Here is an 18,420-nt window from a genome sequence, read left to right on the forward strand (position 1 = left end):
TAGAAAAGTGGTGATACCGGTGGAAAAGAAAAGCCCCTCAGCTATCGAAGGCGAGAAGGAACGCGCCTGTGGTGGAGAGGACTTAGCTTGCGGGTTTGGTCGCGATATTCACGATCTTGGGTGCACGAACAATGACGTTCACGATCTCGCGGCCTTCGAGGGCACGCAGAACACCCGGCAGTCCGTGGGCGGCCACTTCGAGATCATCAGCCGAGATATTGGGGCTGACCTCGAGGCGATCACGCACCTTGCCATCGACCTGAACCACAGCGGTAATCGATTCCTGCACGAGAAGTGCGGGGTCGGCCGCGGGCCACACCACGAGAGACACGGTGGGCTCATAGCCCAGCAGTTGCCACATGTCTTCGGCGGTATACGGAGCGTAGAGATCGAGCATGACGGCAATTACCTCGGCGGCCTCACGAACGGCGGGATCGGCTGGGCCCACTCCGCTGTCGATCGCTTTGCGCGTCGCGTTGACGAGCTCCATCAGACGCGCGACAACCACATTGAACTTGAAGCTCTCGATGAGGGCCGGAGCGTCCGCGAGGAGGTGGTGGGTCACTCGACGGAGGGCGACATCCCCGCCGATAGCAGGGGTGCTCACGTCCGAGGTGACATCGTGTGCGATACGCCACGCACGAGCGAGGAACTTATTGCTCGCGGCAGGAGAAACCGACTGCCAATCAATGTCTTCTTCTGGAGGGCCGGCAAAGGCCATTGTGATGCGAACGGCATCTACGCCGTGTTCTTCGAGCTGTTCGGAAAGCTTGACGATATTGCCCTTGGACTTGCTCATGGCCGAGCCATCCATCAAGACCATGCCTTGGTTTAACAAAGCGGTGAAGGGCTCTTCAAACTCGATGTGGCCGAGATCGAACAGTACTTTCGTGATGAAACGGGCGTATAGAAGATGCAGGATAGCGTGAGTCACACCACCGACATATTGGTCGACTGGTGCCCACCGCTTGGCTTCTGCGGGATCGAAAGCCTGCGTGGAGTCGTTCGGTGACAGGAAGCGCAGGAAATACCACGAGCTGTCGACGAAAGTGTCCATGGTGTCGGGATCGCGGCGGGCCGGCGTTCCGTCAACCGGGTTGGGCACGTTGACCCAGTCCTCCGCGGCGCCCAGCGGCGAGGAGCCCTTGGGCTGAAGATTCAGACCCTCGGTTGAGGGCAACAGGACGGGAAGCTGATCTTCGGCTACGGGATACTCGGTGCCATCGGCGCCGTGAATGATCGGGATGGGGGTTCCCCAATACCGCTGGCGCGAGATGAGCCAGTCGCGCAGGCGATAGTTCTTGGCCGAGCGACCGGTACCCCGTTCAGCCAGAATTTCGATCGCGCGTGCGACGGCTTCCTTCTTGGCCAGGCCATCGAGCGGCCCGGAGTTGACGAGTTTTCCGTCGCCCGCCAGCGCCTTGCCCGTTATTGCGGGATTGTTGTCGGTCAGAGCGTCGACGGCATCCGTTGCCCCTAAGGCAACAACAGTGGGTTCGACAACAACCCGAATGGGGAGATCAAAGCGCAGTGCGAAGTCGAGGTCACGCTGATCGTGGGCAGGAACGGCCATGATGGCGCCCGTTCCGTAATCGCTCAGCACGTAGTCGGCAGCCCACACGGGCAGACGCTCGCCGTTCACGGGGTTGATGGCGTAGGCACCAAGGAACACGCCCGTCTTGGGGCGATCGGTGGCCTGACGCTCGATCTCGGTGGTCTTTTGTACCTCCGTGAGGTAATCGTCGAAGGCCACACGAGTGGCGTCGTCGGCTTTGGCCGCAAGCTCGGTGGCGAGGTCGGCATCTGGTGCCACCACCATGAAGGTTGCGCCATAAAGGGTATCGGGGCGCGTGGTGAAGACCGTCACAGGGGTATCGCGACCCTCCACCACGAAGTCAACATCGGCTCCGATGGAACGACCGATCCAGTTGCGCTGCATCGACAGCACCTTGGCGGGCCAGGCACCCTCGAGGGTGTCGAGGTCATCGAGCAGACGATCGGCGTAGTCGGTGATGCGGAAGTACCACTGGGTGAGCTTCTTCTTCACAACAATAGCGCCGGAGCGCTCGGAGGTACCGTCAGCCAAGACCTGCTCGTTGGCCAAAACGGTCTGGTCTACGGGGTCCCAGTTGACCCAGCTGTCTTTGCGATACGCCAGACCCTTGTTGTACATCTGCAAGAAGAGCCATTGGTTCCACTTGTAATACTCGGGGTCGGAGGTGTGGATGACCCGAGTCCAGTCAAACGATGCGGCATAGCGGCGCATGGACCGCTTCTGCTGATCAATGTTGTCGTACGTCCACGTAACGGGGTTCAGGTTGCGCTTGATAGCAGCGTTTTCGGCGGGCAGCCCAAAGGAATCCCAACCGATGGGGTGCAACACGTTGTAGTCGCGGTGGCGCCAGTAGCGGGCGATGACATCTCCGAGAGCATACGCCTCGGCGTGCCCCATGTGCAGGTCGCCGGAGGGGTAGGGGAACATGTCGAGCACATACTTGCGCGGGCGCTCATCGCTGGGATCATCGGAGCGGAACGGCTCAATCTTGTCCCAGACGGGAAGCCATTTGTCTTGAATTTCAGCGAAATCGTAGGTCGCGCCCTCGTGTTCAGTCATCCTCTCAAGAATAGTCGAGCGTACTGACTCCCAGTGCCCGCAGGAGCGGGGTGACCTTGACCCAGGTTTCTTCGAGTTCCTCGCGGGGAATCGACCCGCTGGTAATGCCACCACCCGTGCCGATGGAGACGCCAGTTTCGTCGAGCACGATACTGCGAATAACCATGGCAAGTTCGGCCGAACCGTCGAGGCTGAGGTAGCCAAAGACACCGGAATAGATGCCCCGAGGTCCCTCCTCCAGCTCCGTCAGAATCTTCATGGCACTGATCTTGGGAGCCCCCGTCATGGAGCCGGCAGGAAAACATGCTTCCAGGGCATCCGTCGCGGTCATGCCGCGAAGAAGCTCCGCCGATATCGTGCTGACCAGCTGATGCACGTTCTCATAGGACTCAACCTCCAGCAGCGCATCGACATTCACTGTTCCCAGTTGCGCGACGCGCCCTAGGTCGTTACGCATAAGGTCCACGATCATGAGGTTCTCGGCGCGCTCCTTCTCGCTCTGCACGAGCTCGAACGCGAGGGCTTCATCTTCAGCCGGTGAGTCACCGCGCCGACGCGTTCCCTTAATTGGCTTCGTCAACACGTGACCCGAGGCGTTAACGCTGAGGAACACCTCGGGGCTCGAGCTCAAGAGTGACACCTCGCCAAAGCGAAGCAGCCCGCCATGATGGGTCGGGTTTTCGGCACGAAGCCGGAGGTACGTCTGCACAGGATTGACGGCAGGCTCCCCCGGGGCGGCAGCGATCCGAACCTCGTTCGTGAGGCACATTTGATAGGCATCACCGCGTGTAATCGACTCAAGACACTCTTGGACCATGTGCTGATAGCGCTCGGGGCCATGGCGCCAGATGACTCGGTCGTTGGGGATACTCGGCGCGGGCAGCACAGCAACGCCCTCGTTGTCGTCGTCACCGGCGAGAACAGGAGCAAGCCGGGCTTCGAGCTCAGCATGCCAAGAACGTGACCCAGAGTCGAGCTCCAGCAAAGTGACGGTTCGAGCTTTGTGATCGAATTCGAGCGCCCGATCGAGGAAGACGAGCCGTGCATCCGGCGTTCGTGATGGTACCGTTCGCACCCCTGTGGTCTGCGCTGCGAGCTCGTAGCCGAACCAGCCCACCCAGCCCAGATGGAATCCTGGAGAATCGATATCTTCGAGCTGGTTTATCGCGAGATCGTCGCGCAAAGCTTCAAAAATGGTGGCTTCCTGCTCATGGGAATTCACCGTGAATCCGTCCATCAACAGAGCTCTTGTAACGACTCCGCGTTCCACGTTCTCGCTCAGGACGTGAGAGCGGGGAATGCCAATATAGGAGCGTCCTGCCGCGGCATCCGGCCCGGCATCAAGCCACACCGACCACGGCTCATCATCCGCAAGAATCTCGAAAGCACGAGCGGGGTCAACCCAGCCAGAAATGCAAGTACGGCTCACGTGAAGGTTCACCGTACTAGCCTAGGCGTGTGGCTGACAAACGTTTTCGCTGGAACGGTAGCGAACTGATTCCTGTTGATGGTGCGCCCATCCTCCCCCTCTATGTCGCTGACTCCTGGCTTGTCACGAATGGCAATGTTGTTGCACTACAGCAGCATTTCGAGCGCTTTGCTTCATCGGCAGCCCGTCAGGGGCTCGTTCGCCCAATGGATGCTTTTACCGCGGTTGCGACGGGAGCGCTCCCCCGCAAGGGTTCCTTCACTCCACGGATCGACTTAACGGAACGTGGGGAACTTGAATTCTGGATTCGCGCCGTTCCAGAATTGTTCACGACAATTATTTTGGCTACGTCAGAATCCGATGTTCGCACAGAACCCGATATCAAAGGGCCTGACATTCCTGCCCTAGCGGTCCTTCGCGAAACCGCCCGTACTCAAGGTGCCGAAGACGCCGTCATTCTCGACACCTCTGGTCGCATCGTTGATGGCGCCACAACCTGCATTTTGTGGTGGCGAGATGGCGAGATCTTTGTGCCCCCCAAGGAGGCTCGCCGCCTCGACTCCATCACTGTAAAAGTTATTCGTGAGATTGCCGAGGCCCGGAGCATTGCCGTTAAGGAAGCCTGGGCGACACCGGCGCAGCTCACCGGATCAACCGTGTGGGCGTTGAATTCTCTGCACGGTATTCGCCAAGTAACATCGTGGATCAACGGTCCAGAGCTTGTCTCCGACCTACCGCTGCTTCAATCGTGGAGAGCTTCCTACACGGCCCTCAACGTCCCTCTCCCGGCACTGTAAATGAACGAGTTCATCAACTGGTTCCTTGCCGCCGTCAGCAGTGTTGACCCGATCACCCGCACCCTAGTTGCTTCCCTCGGAATCATGCTCGAGACGTCTTTTCTCGTGGGGCTTGTCGTGCCTGGAGACACGATTGTGCTCATCGCCAGCAGCGCCATCACTACCACAGGACAGTATTACGCCATGGTGGGCATGGTGATTTTCGGTTCCCTTATTGGCGAGTCGATTGGTTTCTTCATCGGCCGACGTTTTGGGCCGCAGATTCGCACCAGTTGGTTGGGTCGCAAACTGGGGGTCGAACGCTGGAAAGCTGCCGATAACTACGTAGATCGCCGTGGCGGTATCGCCGTTTTTCTGAGTAGGTTCCTGCCCGTTCTCCATTCGATCATCCCGTTGACGGTCGGAATGTCGAAGATGAGATACCGCCAGTTCATTGCCTGGACATCAGCGGCCTGTGTCATCTGGACCGTGGCGTACGTGACATTGGCGGCGGTTCTCCGTGAGCGCTATGTCGAGTTTTCTGAGCGGTTCACCTGGGCGGGCTGGGCTTTCATTGGTCTCGTTATCGCCTTTGTCTTCGTGATGTGGGCCATCAAAAAGCGCATCGCTTACTCGCAGGCGAAATTCATGGATGCCCCCGGTGACGGCGACGCCAACACCATCGACGACCCGATCGACCCAAAGCAATAGGTACCTCGGCCCTCCCTGGGCAAGGAGACGGCAGTTCCCCCGGGGAGGATATGGAGAAGGCCCCCGCCAGCGCAGCGCTGGAATTCAGCACGCGCGTCGAGGGCCTTCATTGTCAGCGAAGAGCTAGCCGACTTGGTTGGCCTTGAGCCATTTGGCCGCGATTGTCGCGGGAGAATCTCCAGCGGCACTCTCCGTGTTGATTTGAACCAAGCCTGCCGTGGTCAGCTTGGCGTTAACGGAGTTGATAACACCTTTCGCATCCTTGGGGAACGACGCCTTGTTGATCAGGGCGACAACGTTGTTAGCCACCATCAGACTCTCGGGATCGGACAACGTAACGAAACCGTTCTTCGAAATAGCAGGGTCGCTCGTGTAGAGGTCAGCAATTTGCACAGCACCGTCGTTGAGAGCCTTGACGGTCAGGGGGCCTCCGTAGTCCTCAATGGAAGTAAAGGAGACGGTCACGCCGTAGATGCTCAGCAGACCGGCCGGGCCATAGGGCCGCGTTTCCAATTCGGAGTTACCTCCAACGGTCAGCGGAATCTTCAGTGCCGACAGGTCGGAAAGGCTGGTGACATTGTTCGCCTCGCTAAACGCCTTGGTGACGTTATAGGAGTCTTCGTCAGAAGCCGTCGACTGGTCGAGGACGGCGAGGCCCGAGGGCTCCAGAAGTGCGGGCAAGGCGCCGTAGATGTCGGCAGCTGTCTTGAGCGTCGTTTTCGTGTCGAAGTACTGCAGAAGGCCCCCGGTGTACTCCGGAAGCAAGGAAACTTCCCCGCTTTCGATAGCTGGAATGTAAACCTCACGTGATCCAATGTTGAACTTTCGTTCAACGGAATAGCCGGCAGTCTCGAGCGCCTGAGCATAGATTTCCGCAACGATTTCGTTTTCGGAGAAGGCCTGCGATCCAATCACGATTTTTTCCATTGAGGCAGAGGAAGAGGGTGCCGCTGTGGGGTCGGCGGCGGTGCAACCGGCAAGGGCCACGCCAACCGCGGCAGCCGCCGCAGTGATAGTCAAGATGCGCTTGATGCTCATGTGAAATAGCTCCTAATGTGAAATAAAGAGAAACAGGGGCCGTAGCTATGAAAGGAAAACCAAGGCTTTCCCCCTGTTATTCACTTTACCGGAAGGACGACTGTGCCGTGTGGTCTTGCGAGACGCTGCAACAAAGCGAAGAGACCTTCGAGGGCGAAGGCGAGTGCAATCACAATCAGTGACGCGGCGAGCATCTGTGTGTAGTCACGACGAGCAAGGGCAGAGAAAATATAGACGCCCAAGGCCCCACCCGAAACATAAGCTGCAAGGGTTGCCGTGGCCACGACTTGCAAAATTGCCGAGCGAACCCCGGCCATGACAAGAGGCAAGGCGAGGGGAAATTCGACCTGAAAAATCACTTGGAGGGGGGTCATCCCCATCGCCCGGGCGGCATCAACCGTGGCCGGATTCACGGCATGAATTCCAGCATAGGTTCCCGAAAGCAGAGGCGGGATGGCCATAATCACGAAAGTGGCCAACGGGGCCTGAAATCCAATCCCCACACTGAGGGCAATCAGAATCAAAACTCCCAGGCTGGGTAACGCACGTAGACCCCCGGTGAAGGTAACGGCAATTCCTGCTCCCCGACGAGTGTGCCCGACCAGAATGCCCAGCGGAATCGCAATCAGAGCGCCGATGAGAACCGCCCCGAAGGTGTACCCAAGGTGCTCACCAATGCGCGCCGTCAAGGAGTTTGCCCCCTCATGCAAGGCCGGGTTGGAGATCCAGGCAATGGCATCCGTTAAAAAATTCATGATGTCACCTTTCGCTTCCAGGGCATGGCGAAACGACCGATGAGCACGAGCGCACCGTCAAAGAGAAAGGCGATGATGACCGTCGCGACGACACCCGTGAATACTTCGGCGGGAATACCCCGCTTGAAACCATTGAGAAACAGGTATCCCAGGCTGGTGACACCAATAACCGAGCCGATGCTTACCAAACTGACGGTACTCACCGCCACCACACGCAACCCCGATAGCAAAACGGGGCCAGCCAGCGGCAGGTCTACCCGCCAGAAACGCTGCCACGACGAATATCCCATAGCGACGGATGCCTGACGCACATCCTGACTGACGGAGGCAAGGGCATCCACTATTTGGCGCACGAGAAGGGCAACCGCGTAAATAGTGAGGCCCACAACGAGGTTGGCAGGATCAAGAATGGAGGTCCCCAGAACCACCGGGAGGGCGATAAAGAGGGGAAGCGACGGGATTGTGTAGAGCAGACCGCTGGCCGGAACGAGAAATCGTCCGACGCGCTTGTACCGAAAGGCCACCCACCCGAGGGGAAGCGCGACGGCTAGTCCCACAACAACGGGGAGAATACTGAGCCCAATGTGTACCCAGCTGAGGTTGATAACGAGTTCCCAGTTTTTTGCTAGCCAGTCCATGCGCCGCCTTCGCGCTTACTCGGGTGAGGTTCGGCTGCTTGCTCAGGGGCAGCGAGAACTCCGGCTACGCGGCCGCGTTGGTCCACGACAAGGCGAGTTCCATTGCGTTCCGTGATACGCAAGTGCTTGCTCTCATCACCGCGGCCAATGAAATCCGCGACAAAATCATCCACTGGGTTTGCCAGCAACTCGGTGGGGGTTCCCATCTGCGCAACGTGTCCACCCTCGCGCAAAATAACGACCTGATCACCGAGCAGAAAAGCTTCATCGATGTCGTGGGTAACGAACACAATGGTCTTGGCCAGCTCGGACTGAATACGCGCGAGCTCGGTTTGTAGCTCGCGGCGGACAATGGGGTCAACGGCGCCAAAGGGTTCATCCATCAACAAAATATTGGGATCAGCGGCGAGCCCTCGGGCAACACCGACCCTTTGCTGCTGCCCACCGGAAAGCTGCCCGGGGTACCGTTTCGCCAGGCTCGCGTCCAATCCTACGGTTGCCAGCAACTCCATGCCCCGCGCTCGCGCTTGCGTGCGAGAAACCCCCTGCAAGATCGGAACAGTCGTGACGTTATCGAGGACTGTGCGGTGAGGCATGAGCCCCGAATTCTGCATCACGTAGCCGATTGAGCGTCGCAACTGCACGGGGTTGCGGGTGGCAACATCCACGTCATCAATTAATACCTGGCCGGATGTGGGGTCAACCATGCGATTAATCATGCGTAGCAACGTAGTTTTGCCGCAGCCTGAGGGGCCAACCAGCACGGTAACGGCCCGCGGTGCAATCGCAAGATTCACCTCAGCCACTGCTAGGGCGCCCTCTTCGTAGCGCTTTGAGACGGAACGAAACTCAATCATTACTGCCTTTTTTTTCATTTCTGTACACAACGTATAAGTGCATAGTAGGTATCTATTCTCACGGTTGCGGTGGGGACTTGCTGTTAACGTGTCAAACTTGAGCAGTGAAATCGTCTTCCCCCCCAAGCGCGGCAAGCCAGGCGGCAACGGATGTCATGCATCGTGCCGCTCGCATTGAAGACCGTTTTCACCAGTTTCGGGAGAAACGTGCCCGCAAGCGTGGTCTCGCCGTCACGGTCGTGCCCTACCCCGGCTACGGCTCAACCGAGTGGGTTCGCGTATTGTGCCGCGTTCTGCTCACAAAACGCCCTCGGGTTGGTTCTCGCGCCGCGAAAAAGATGCGGAAGCGTTCGGAGAGCGTTCGCGGTTGGCGCAGCTTTACGAGCGTTCCGATCAACGATGTCACGGTCAAAATAACAGTTGACGGAAATGTTATTGAGGTCAAAGCTGACCGCGGTGGTGTTGTCGATGCTCGTATTCCGATGACCCTCTCCCCTGGCTTGCACATCGTGCGCTTTCAAGCGGAAGACTCCGAAATTGCGGAGGCAACCATCTACGTGGTCTCTCCGCAAGTAAGACTCGGCCTCGTCTCTGACGTAGACGACACCGTCATGGTGACCGCGCTTCCGCGCCCTTTTCTCGCAGCCTGGAACTCGTTTGTTCTCAACGAGCATGCGCGTGTTCCGACGCCGGGGATGGCCGTTTTCTTAAGCAAAATTGCTTTTATGACCCCGGGAATGCCGATCATCTACCTCTCTACTGGCGCGTGGAATGTTGCGCCCACCCTCACCCGTTTTCTCACCCGCAATCTGTATCCCAAAGGCGCACTCCTGCTCACCGACTGGGGGCCCACCCACGATCGCCTCTTTCGTAGCGGGCGAGAGCACAAACAGACGCAACTCTCACGTTTGGCCTCCGAATTTCCCAATATTCAGTGGATGCTTGTGGGCGATGACGGGCAGCATGACGAAGCCATTTATGCCCAGTTTGAGCACGAGCATCCCGAAAATGTGAAAGCGGTCGCTATTCGCCAGCTTTCCCATGGCGAGGCCGTTTTAGCGGGAGCCACCAAGAAGACGGAGGCGCACGACCAAGACGGTGGCGTCCCCTGGGTGTACTCCCCCGACGGTGCTGGGCTTGTCGAGCAACTGACGGCGCGCGGCGTTCTTTAGCGCATTTTCCACCAGGCAGCTCGACCTGCGATCGCGAGAACTGCTGGAATCACCAGTAACATAACCACAAGCGTGTAGACAGCGATAGAAATCGCCAACCCGAACCCAAACATCGTTACCGTCCGTTGATCATTGAGCATGAAGCTTCCAAATACGACGACCATGACAGAAGCTGCAGCCAAGATCACTTTGGCAGTCGCCGCTAATCCATTCCGCACAGCAGCTTGTGTGTTGCCATCACGGCTCAATTCTTCTTTCACACGACTCAGCAAAAAGACTGTGTAATCAGTAGACAAGCCAAACAGCACGGCAAAAAGCATGACAGGTACAAAAGATTCCACAGGCCCGGCAATGACCCCCAACAGGTCTGCAGGCCACCACCCCCACTGGAACACGGCCACGACAGGCCCATATGCAGCGCCGACAGCAAAGAGATTCATAATGACGGCCATGGCAGCAATAAACGGTGCTTTGAATTCGATAAGCAGCACGATGAACGCCAATCCGACGACCAGTAGCACGAACCAGCCGAGCTGGGCGAGAAGCGTATCCGCTAGGTCAATACTCGTGGCCGTTGCACCTCCTACATGGGCGACAACATTCGGCGCCGACATCGGAAGGACAGATTCTCGAAGATCGTGAACAAGGGTTTCCGTCTCCGCTGCGTCAGGCGATGTTGTCGGGATGACGGTATACAAAACCGTCGTCCCGTTGGTTCCTAATCGTGGTGGTGTTACCGACGCGACACCGGCAGTATCAACGAGATCGGTTCGCAACACCATACTGGCGGCAGTAAGTTGCTCAGGTGTGAGATTGCTGCCAAAGTCGGCCGTCACGAGCAGGGGGCCAGCCCATCCTGCGCCAAACCCATCAACGATCAGGTCATAGGCCTTTCGCTGAGTTGTCTCCGCCGACTGAGAACCGCCATCGGCAGTTCCGAGGCGCAAAGAAAGAAGTGGAACAGCGAGAATCATGAGGACCATGACACCCGAGAACAGTGCAATCCAACGGTATTTTTGAACCCCGGAAACCCAAGCGCGCCAACCCGAACGAACGTCCATACCGCTCGAAATATCGCCACGACCCTTCGGAACCGCAGAGGCTCTATTCCCAATTTTTCGAACACGGACGCTGTCCAGTTTGGTGCCAAATATTGCGAGAAGTGCGGGCAACAAGGTAACCGCAGCGAGCATTATGGCTCCGACGACGATTGCGCTCGCGAGTCCCAGCGATGAAACAAAAGGAATCCCGATGACATAGAGGCTGAGGATAGCGATAATCACCGTCAGCCCTGCAACAAGAACTGATCTTCCAGCGGTCTTCATCGCAATTTCTATAGAGTCCTTCGGAGCGAGACCGCGGCTCATTCCGTCGCGGTGTCTTGTCACAATCAGCAGGGCATAGTCGATTCCGACACCCAGACCAATCATCGCCGCGACAATGGGGCCGGATGTTCCGATGGTGACGCTGCTCGCAAGGATCGAAATTGACGCAATCCCTATACCAAGTGCCGTGAGAGCTGTGATAAGCGTCACCAGCATGGCAAAAAGTGACCCGAACACGAGCAGAAGGACCACTGCCGCTGCGAGGAGCCCGAACATCTCACTGCCCGAAGGACCGCTTTCGGTTTGCGTGGCAGGACCGCCGAATTCGACTTCAACGCCTGCATCCTGAAGGGTATTGAAAGCATTCCTTGTCGCCGCAATAGTGGCGGCCGGAATATCTTTTGCCCGCTCTGTAAATTGAATCGTGACCAGGGCTGTCAGACCATCTTCCGAAACCATCGGCATCTGGGGATTGTAGGGCGAGCGAATCGCGGCCACCCCCGCTATATCAGAAATTGTAGAAACCGCTACCTCTACCTCGCTCTGAATTGCAACGGAGGTGACCGGCGTATTGGCGTCATTGCTGTGCACGAGAACCTGCATGCCGTCACCGGCAAGTTCCGGGAACTCGGAGCGCAACTGGTCATAGGCAGCTTGTGAATCAGTGCCTGCCAGAGTCAAATCATTGCTGAAGGTTCCACCATACGCTTTGCTTCCAAAGAGGGCCCCCAAAACAAGGAGAGCCCAGGCGATAACGACGACCCAGCGGTATCTAGTGGATATTCGAGCAAGTACACCAAGCACGGTCATTCCCATCACACATCATTGATTTCTGGCTCCCGAAGAGCAGCCCCGGGGTCAGTCTAGATGAAATGAGACAGTACTGTCTAATTTTCTGTTGTTATCGAGCGTCGCGGCTCGCGATACCGCCCACGAGTGTCTTATACACAAGCTCAGCCATTGCTATTTCAGATTTCTCAATCACGGGCAGGGACCGGACGGCTGTCATCAACAATGACGACATGGCGGATACGACCCACTCAGGCGATAAATCTTGCTGGATATCACCCTCGCGCTGACCGCGCCTCACAACATCAAGGAGAGGTGCAAAAACCAGATCTCTCTGGGTCGAGAAATGCGCGTTCGTCTCGGGCCCACGCATCAAAATAATGCGAAATCGCATTCCATACTTGCTCAAGGAATCAATGACACGGCGCAACACTTCAAGGGCGCTTCCCTCATCGAGACGACACTCCAACAAAATCGCAGAAGCCCGGGATAGAGCCTCTCCCTGGATTGCTTTGAGCAAGCTTTGCCTGCTGCTGAAATGCCGATACAGAGTGGCCCTCGTGAGTTCTGCTGCCTGCGCAACATCGGCCATGGACGCTTCCGGATTGCGCGCGAGTTCATCGGCAGCAGCAGCCAGGAGAGCTTCGCGATGACGCACAACATCTACGCGCGAAACTGACGGCTCTTTCGGAATACTCATGTGCCATGTCTAACAGAAGGCGCGACCTTCCACCGTCACCCCTGTCGCCACGGAAAAGTCCCAGAATTGTCAGTGGGGGTTTCTAAGCTTCTGATTCGAAGATATATTCGAATAAGGAGAAGAACATCATGCACATCAATGAGACTGTTTCGGTCGAAACACTTCCCTCCGGCGCGCCCATTCGCTTTGTGTGGCGCGGCGTTACCTACGGCGTCGTCAGCTCCCCCGAGCCCTGGATCAGCCGGCGGAGTTGGTGGAGTGAGGGTGGTGTGCGGGTAGCCCGAGGCTCTGCCGCCGGCCTGCTCGAAGTCCCCATGTGGCGAGTAGACGCGCTTCCCCTCACCGACGGCGCGCAGCGCATGGACGGAACCTTTGATTTGGCACAGCCGCCAGCCGCGACCGGTGGGGACTGGGTACTGGTGACCGCAGTGAGTGAGGAGCTAGATGAGCGGCTATTTGCCTAAAAGAATCCTCATCTAAAAGACCATGACCACTTTCACTCACCTCAACGTCGCCTCCGCCTTCTCGGCGCATCACGGCACTGCGCGCCCAGAAGCCCTTGTCGCGGCCCAGGCGGCGTTTGGTGCACGTGCGGCCGGTATTGCGGACCGAGACGGTCTCTACGGTGCTGTGCGGCATATCCGGGCGTGTTTGGCCCAGGGAATTGCTCCCATTGTGGGAGTGAGTCTCGCCGTTCTGGAGAAAGACGGGCGCGCTGCTGGACGGATCACCGTGCTCGCCCACGGGCACACAGACGGCTCCGGCTGGGCAACACTCGCGCGCTCCATTTCTGCGGCACATGCTCCCCGGGGGAAACGCGCGGTGGGTCTATTGCGCGATCGCATTGGGCATTTACTACGGGGGGCCGATGGGGCGACCGTCACCGTGCTGCTGGGTCATGATTCAGATGTCGGGCAGGCGGTGGCCACCGGAGATCTGCCCCGCGCTCGCGTGTGCCTGTCATGGTGGAAGGGTATTTTGCCGGACAGCCTCGCCGTTGAAGTCGTCTGTCACTACACCGAGCCCGGGGAACCGGCTAGTCTTCGGCATGCCGCACAGATGCTTGAACTCGCGGAGGCCCAAGACGTTACGGCAGTGCTCGGCAACGCTGTTCGCTATCTCGAGCCCGATGATGCCCTCACTGGCGATGTCCTAGATGCCGCGAGCCACCTGAGCGCTCTCGGCGCTTTTACACCTCAGCCCAACGGGCAAGCGTGGCTGAAGACCCCCGATGACATGCACGCGCTGGCAAGACGCATCGTGCAATTTTCCACCCTTCCTGCCAGCACCGCACCGCGGCTCATTGCCTCAACGGAACACGTAGGCGAGCGCTGTACCCTCGACCCCGACGAGGACCTCGGCTGGCGGCGCGCCAAGATTCCCGAAAACGAGGTCATTGGACTCACCGGCGACCCCAATGCCGTTCTGTGGAGTACCGCTGAAGCGGGCATCAGCGAAAGATTCCCCTACGCCGATACGGCCGAACTCACTCGGGTGCGAACGCGCATGCGCGACGAACTTGTCACCATCAACGAGTTTGGCTTTGCCTCCTATTTTCTGACCGTGGCCGATGTCACCTCCATGATGCGAGGCATGGGCATTCGCAATCAGGCTCGTGGCTCGGGTGCTGGCAGCCTCGTTAACTATTTGCTGCACATCAGCAACGTTGATCCTCTCGAGCACGATCTCCTCTTCGAGCGATTCCTGGGCAACAAACGTGAGACCTTGCCCGACATCGACATCGACGTAGAGTCGGCCCGTCGTCACGAGATTTACCGCGCTATCTTCGAACGTTACGGCAGTACCCGCGTCAGCTTGATGGCCATGCAAAACACCTATCGAGCGCGGGGAGCCGCACGCGATGCCGGAGCCGCCCTCGGGCTGACCGAGGATCAAATTACCTTCGTTGCCAAGAATATTTGGCGTTTTAACGCTCGCGACTTTCGCGATGCACTGGGGCGCAAACCCGAGCTTCGTGAATTTGCCGAACTCCTGCACACCGATGACAAGCTCGACATGCTCGTTGATCTCACGGAACGCCTCGACCGGCTTCCTCGGCATGTCTCCATGCATCCGTGCGGGGTAATTCTCGGTAACAACGATCTCTATAACCTCACGCCGGTGCAACCCAGCGGCATGGGCCTGCCGATGAGCCAATTCGACAAAGATGACATCGATGATGTCGGGCTTCTCAAACTCGATGTTCTTGGCGTGCGCATGCAATCTTCCATCGCCTACACCGTGAGCGAAATCAGACGCCTGCATGGCTCTCGGGTTGCCCTAGCCGGCAACCTGCCATTAGATGCGCCCTATATCAACCCCGACGGCCATCTCGATGTGGACTCCATCCCCCACGATGACGAGGCCACTTATGAATCAATTCGCACCGCCCACACGCTCGGCATGTTCCAAATCGAGAGCCCCGGGCAACGTGAGCTCATCGGAAAGATGCAGCCAACGGAATATAACGACCTCATCGCCGATATTTCGCTCTTCCGTCCCGGCCCCATGAAGGGCAACATGGTGGCTCCCTTCCTCGACGCCAAGCACGGTTTCACCATGCCCAACTATCTGCATTCGCGTTTTCGCTACTTTCTCGGGGACAGCTACGGCGTCGTCATTTACCACGAGCACATCTTGCGAATGCTGCACGAGTGCATGGGCGTCAGCCTGGCCGAGGCGGATGAGTTGCGGCGCAGCATGGAAAAAAACACCGACTCGATTGAGACGAACTTTCGTACTCGCACGGCGGCGAACAAAGATTCCGTCACCGGCAAACGTCTCTTCACCGATGCCGACATCGAGCGCATTTGGCTCGTGCTCAAGGGGTTCGGATCCTTTGGGTTCTGTAAAGCCCACGGGGCGGCGTTCGCTTTGCCGACCTATCAGAGCGCGTGGCTGAAGGCGCACTACCCCGCAGAGTTCCTTGCCGGAATCCTCACCCACGACCCCGGAATGTATCCGCGAAGATTGTTGCTCGCGGAGGTGCGGCGCATGGGAATTCCCATTTTGGCGCTCGACGTCAATAAAAGTGACGGGTGCTACCGCGTGGAGCGACAAGCCCCGCAAGCACCCAACCAAGCCGTGGACGGCACGCTCGGCATCCGACTTTCTTTGCGCGACGTTCAAGGAATCAACGAAAAAGAATTACAGCGCATTCTGTTGGGTCAGCCTTTTGATTCGCTCACCGATTTTTTTGAGCGGGCAAAACCCAGCCGATCATTACTCCAACGCCTCGCCCTCGTGGGAGCTCTGGACGACATCGCGGCAACGAGTATTTTTGGCGACGGAACCGCTGCGGGAGAACCACCCCCCACCCGAGGTGACGTTATTGCCCGCGTTCGTCAACTCACAGCCGCCAACCGTCGAGTGCACTTCCCTGAGAACCAACTCGATTTCACTGTTGATGACCGCCACCTCATTCCTCGGGGTAACGCCGAGTTCACCTCCGAAGAACGCGTGCATGCCGAATTGAGCATCCTCAACATGGATGCCACGGCGCACGTTCTTGAAAGCTACCGCCCACTTCTGGATGAGCTCGGCGTCACTCCCGCCAATGAGCTCCTAGGTCTCTGGAATAAAACTGAGGTCCTCGTTGCCGGAATTCGCGTAGCCACCCAAACACCTCCGATGAAGAGCGGTAAACGCGTGGTCTTCATTAGTCTCGACGATGGCACGGGGTGCTCCGACTCCACGTTCTTCGAAGAAGCCCAAGAGGCCACCGGTCCCGTCTTGTTTGGAACTCGCCTCATGGTGATTCGCGGGCGTACGCGACGCACGGGGGAACGCGGAATCTCCATCGAGGCTTCGAATGCGTGGGATTTACGGGAACTCTGGACACAGTTTGGCTCGCCACGACGAAAATGACACACACAGGCAATAACGGCGTCGCTACGGTTAGAGCGTGAGCCTCGTATCGAACCTGCAAGTGAAGAAACGCACCCCCTTTCTCCAAGTTGCCAAGACGGCGGCAGCGGCCCTCGCCGCGTGGTTCATCGCCAGCATGGTTTTTAGTGATCAAAAACCAATTTTTGCCGCCATCGCCGCTCTCATCGTCGTTCAGCCCAGCATCAACCAGTCCCTCGGAAAAGCCCTCGAACGTAGCGTTGGAACAGTGTTGGGTGTAGCCATAGCCTTCGGAGCAACACTGGCCTTTGGAACGAGTGGATGGATTGTGCTGGTGGCCGTCATAGCCGCCATCATCATCGCGTGGTCTCTGCGACTCACCCCGGCCACCGCCAGTCAGATTGCCCTCAGCGCCATGCTCGTCTTGGCGTTAGGGGTGGTCACCCCGGTCTACGCCCTTGACCGCATCATGGAGACCGTCCTCGGGGCCGTAGTCGGCATCATCATTAATGCATTGATTGCCCCACCCGTCGCCCTAGAACCAGCCAACCGTGCCGTCTCCGAACTCGGTGCTCATGTCGCTGAGATTCTCGAAGATATCTCGGCAGTACTGACGCGCCCCACAAGCTACACGGTGCTCAATGAGATTTACCTTCGTTCCCGGGCACTCCGCGCCGAGTACAACGGGGCCCGCGCCACCGTCGTGAGAGCTCAAGAGAGCCTGCGCTTCAATGCTCGTCGCACCAAGCACACGCTCACCATCGAAAATGACATCATGCTGATGGATATTCTGGCCGTGTTGGTCACGCGTACCATGGGGCTTTCCCGAGCGGTGAGAGACCATTACGACGACTCTGTTCTCGCCGAGAAAAGTATTCGCGCTATCGCCGAAGAGTTCAATCGTGCCGGCCACGACCTACGACTCCTCGTGCGAAATGCTGGTCTTCCTGCCATCACGACCCCGCATCCCGCAACGTCAGAGATCCCGGCCCTCACGGCCCCCATCACGGTGGTCAAACCATCTCTGCACAACTGGGTGTTGATTGGATTCTTGATGGAGACCCTGCGCCTCGTGCGCAATGAAATCACAGGCCCTCTCGACGACTAACGGGACCCTACTCGTGAGAGTAGAGCCCCGTCTTGAGTGAATCTCAAAGACTCACACGCCAGCGATAAGCCGGCGACCGAAACTAGGCCTGAAGTGCAGCCTGAAGGTCAATCGTGATGGTGACCTTTTCGCCGACGAGGACTCCGCCAGACTCGAGAGCAGCGTTCCACGTGAGGCCGAAGTCTTCACGATTAATCGTGCCCACAACGGACGCAGCAAGCTTGTAGTTGCCGTAAGGGTCAGTGGCGAATCCACCGAACTCAAGGTCGAAGTCGACCGCCTTGGTCACACCCTTGATGGTGAGGTCACCGGTGACAACAAACTCGCCGGCGTCAGCATCCTTGGCTTTGACGCCCGTGGAGACGAAGGAAATCGTTGGGTAGGTCTCAGCGTCAAAGAAGTCGTTGGTACGAAGGTGGCCATCGCGGTTCTCTTCGTTGGTGTTGATGCTGGTTACCTGGGCGGTGGCAGTCACCTTGGTGTCAAGGGGGCTCTCGCCTGTGACGAAGGTCGCATCGAACTTCTCGAAAGTTCCTTTGACTTTGCTAATCACGAGGTGGCGAACACTAAAACCGACGGTGGAGTGTGTGGGGTCGATGGTCCACGTTCCAGCTTTGTATCCGGGGATGCTTTCTGCAGTAATCGTCATGACTTTTTTCCTT

Annotated in this window: 15 protein-coding genes; 6 read left to right on the forward strand and 9 right to left on the reverse strand. The window is 57.9% G+C overall.

The window, feature by feature from the left end:
- Positions 1–82 precede the first annotated feature (82 nt).
- Positions 83–2,614: a leucine--tRNA ligase gene (gene leuS / locus FB555_RS03560; protein ID WP_182484032.1), complete on the reverse strand. Its 2,532-nt coding sequence runs from the start codon at positions 2,612–2,614 to the stop codon at positions 83–85.
- Between the two features lie 4 nt (positions 2,615–2,618).
- On the reverse strand, positions 2,619–4,043 hold the full coding sequence (locus FB555_RS10920; protein ID WP_343046392.1) for an anthranilate synthase component I family protein: 1,425 nt from the start codon (positions 4,041–4,043) through the stop codon (positions 2,619–2,621).
- A 29-nt stretch (positions 4,044–4,072) separates the two neighbouring features.
- Between FB555_RS10920 and FB555_RS03570 the strand changes: the two genes are divergently transcribed.
- Together FB555_RS03570 and FB555_RS03575 are read left to right on the forward strand one after the other, a co-directional pair.
- The gene (locus tag FB555_RS03570; protein ID WP_182484034.1) at positions 4,073–4,840 is read left to right on the forward strand and encodes an aminotransferase class IV; all 768 of its coding nucleotides are present in this window, start codon (positions 4,073–4,075) and stop codon (positions 4,838–4,840) included.
- Positions 4,841–5,530 carry a DedA family protein gene (locus tag FB555_RS03575; RefSeq protein WP_182484035.1) on the forward strand — a complete coding sequence of 230 codons (690 nt, stop codon included), beginning with the start codon at positions 4,841–4,843 and terminating at the stop codon, positions 5,528–5,530.
- A 123-nt stretch (positions 5,531–5,653) separates the two neighbouring features.
- On the opposite strand, the gene FB555_RS03580 is transcribed toward FB555_RS03575, so the two are convergent.
- From FB555_RS03580 to FB555_RS03595, 4 genes are all read right to left on the reverse strand, one after another.
- Complete coding sequence (locus FB555_RS03580; protein ID WP_182484036.1) at positions 5,654–6,568, reverse strand: ABC transporter substrate-binding protein; 915 nt, start codon at positions 6,566–6,568, stop codon at positions 5,654–5,656.
- Between the two features lie 80 nt (positions 6,569–6,648).
- The gene (locus FB555_RS03585; protein ID WP_182484037.1) at positions 6,649–7,323 is read right to left on the reverse strand and encodes an ABC transporter permease; all 675 of its coding nucleotides are present in this window, start codon (positions 7,321–7,323) and stop codon (positions 6,649–6,651) included.
- Positions 7,320–7,961: an ABC transporter permease gene (locus tag FB555_RS03590; protein WP_182484038.1), complete on the reverse strand. Its 642-nt coding sequence runs from the start codon at positions 7,959–7,961 to the stop codon at positions 7,320–7,322. The genes FB555_RS03585 and FB555_RS03590 overlap by 4 nt, the downstream gene beginning before the upstream one ends.
- Positions 7,949–8,818 (reverse strand): ABC transporter ATP-binding protein, encoded by an 870-nt coding sequence (locus tag FB555_RS03595; RefSeq protein WP_182484039.1) that lies wholly within the window; start codon positions 8,816–8,818, stop codon positions 7,949–7,951. The genes FB555_RS03590 and FB555_RS03595 overlap by 13 nt, the downstream gene beginning before the upstream one ends.
- A 104-nt stretch (positions 8,819–8,922) precedes the next feature.
- Here FB555_RS03595 and FB555_RS03600 point away from each other — a divergent pair, with 104 nt between their 5' ends.
- Complete coding sequence (locus FB555_RS03600; protein ID WP_343046393.1) at positions 8,923–9,990, forward strand: App1 family protein phosphatidate phosphatase; 1,068 nt, start codon at positions 8,923–8,925, stop codon at positions 9,988–9,990.
- Here FB555_RS03600 and FB555_RS03605 read toward each other — a convergent pair.
- Both FB555_RS03605 and FB555_RS03610 read right to left on the reverse strand, forming a co-directional pair.
- Positions 9,987–12,125 carry an MMPL family transporter gene (locus tag FB555_RS03605; protein ID WP_182484040.1) on the reverse strand — a complete coding sequence of 713 codons (2,139 nt, stop codon included), beginning with the start codon at positions 12,123–12,125 and terminating at the stop codon, positions 9,987–9,989. The two genes, FB555_RS03600 and FB555_RS03605, sit on opposite strands and share 4 nt — an antisense overlap.
- A 91-nt stretch (positions 12,126–12,216) precedes the next feature.
- On the reverse strand, positions 12,217–12,804 hold the full coding sequence (locus tag FB555_RS03610; RefSeq protein WP_182484041.1) for a TetR/AcrR family transcriptional regulator: 588 nt from the start codon (positions 12,802–12,804) through the stop codon (positions 12,217–12,219).
- Positions 12,805–12,932: 128 nt separating this feature from the next.
- On the opposite strand from FB555_RS03610, the gene FB555_RS03615 reads away from it, so the two are divergent.
- Genes FB555_RS03615 through FB555_RS03625 form a run of 3 tightly spaced genes read left to right on the forward strand, consistent with a single transcriptional unit; the run spans position 12,933 to position 17,758 of the window.
- Positions 12,933–13,268: a DUF6504 family protein gene (locus FB555_RS03615; protein ID WP_182484042.1), complete on the forward strand. Its 336-nt coding sequence runs from the start codon at positions 12,933–12,935 to the stop codon at positions 13,266–13,268.
- 22 nt (positions 13,269–13,290) lie between these two features.
- On the forward strand, positions 13,291–16,671 hold the full coding sequence (gene dnaE / locus FB555_RS03620; RefSeq protein WP_182484043.1) for a DNA polymerase III subunit alpha: 3,381 nt from the start codon (positions 13,291–13,293) through the stop codon (positions 16,669–16,671).
- Positions 16,672–16,708: 37 nt separating this feature from the next.
- Positions 16,709–17,758, forward strand: a complete 1,050-nt coding sequence (locus FB555_RS03625; protein WP_182484044.1) for an FUSC family protein — start codon at positions 16,709–16,711, stop codon at positions 17,756–17,758.
- An 82-nt stretch (positions 17,759–17,840) separates the two neighbouring features.
- On the opposite strand, the gene FB555_RS03630 is transcribed toward FB555_RS03625, so the two are convergent.
- On the reverse strand, positions 17,841–18,407 hold the full coding sequence (locus FB555_RS03630) for a YceI family protein (RefSeq protein ID WP_182484045.1): 567 nt from the start codon (positions 18,405–18,407) through the stop codon (positions 17,841–17,843).
- Positions 18,408–18,420: the final 13 nt, after the last annotated feature.

This window comes from Alpinimonas psychrophila (genome assembly GCF_014137865.1).
Lineage (GTDB): Bacteria > Actinomycetota > Actinomycetes > Actinomycetales > Microbacteriaceae > Alpinimonas > Alpinimonas psychrophila.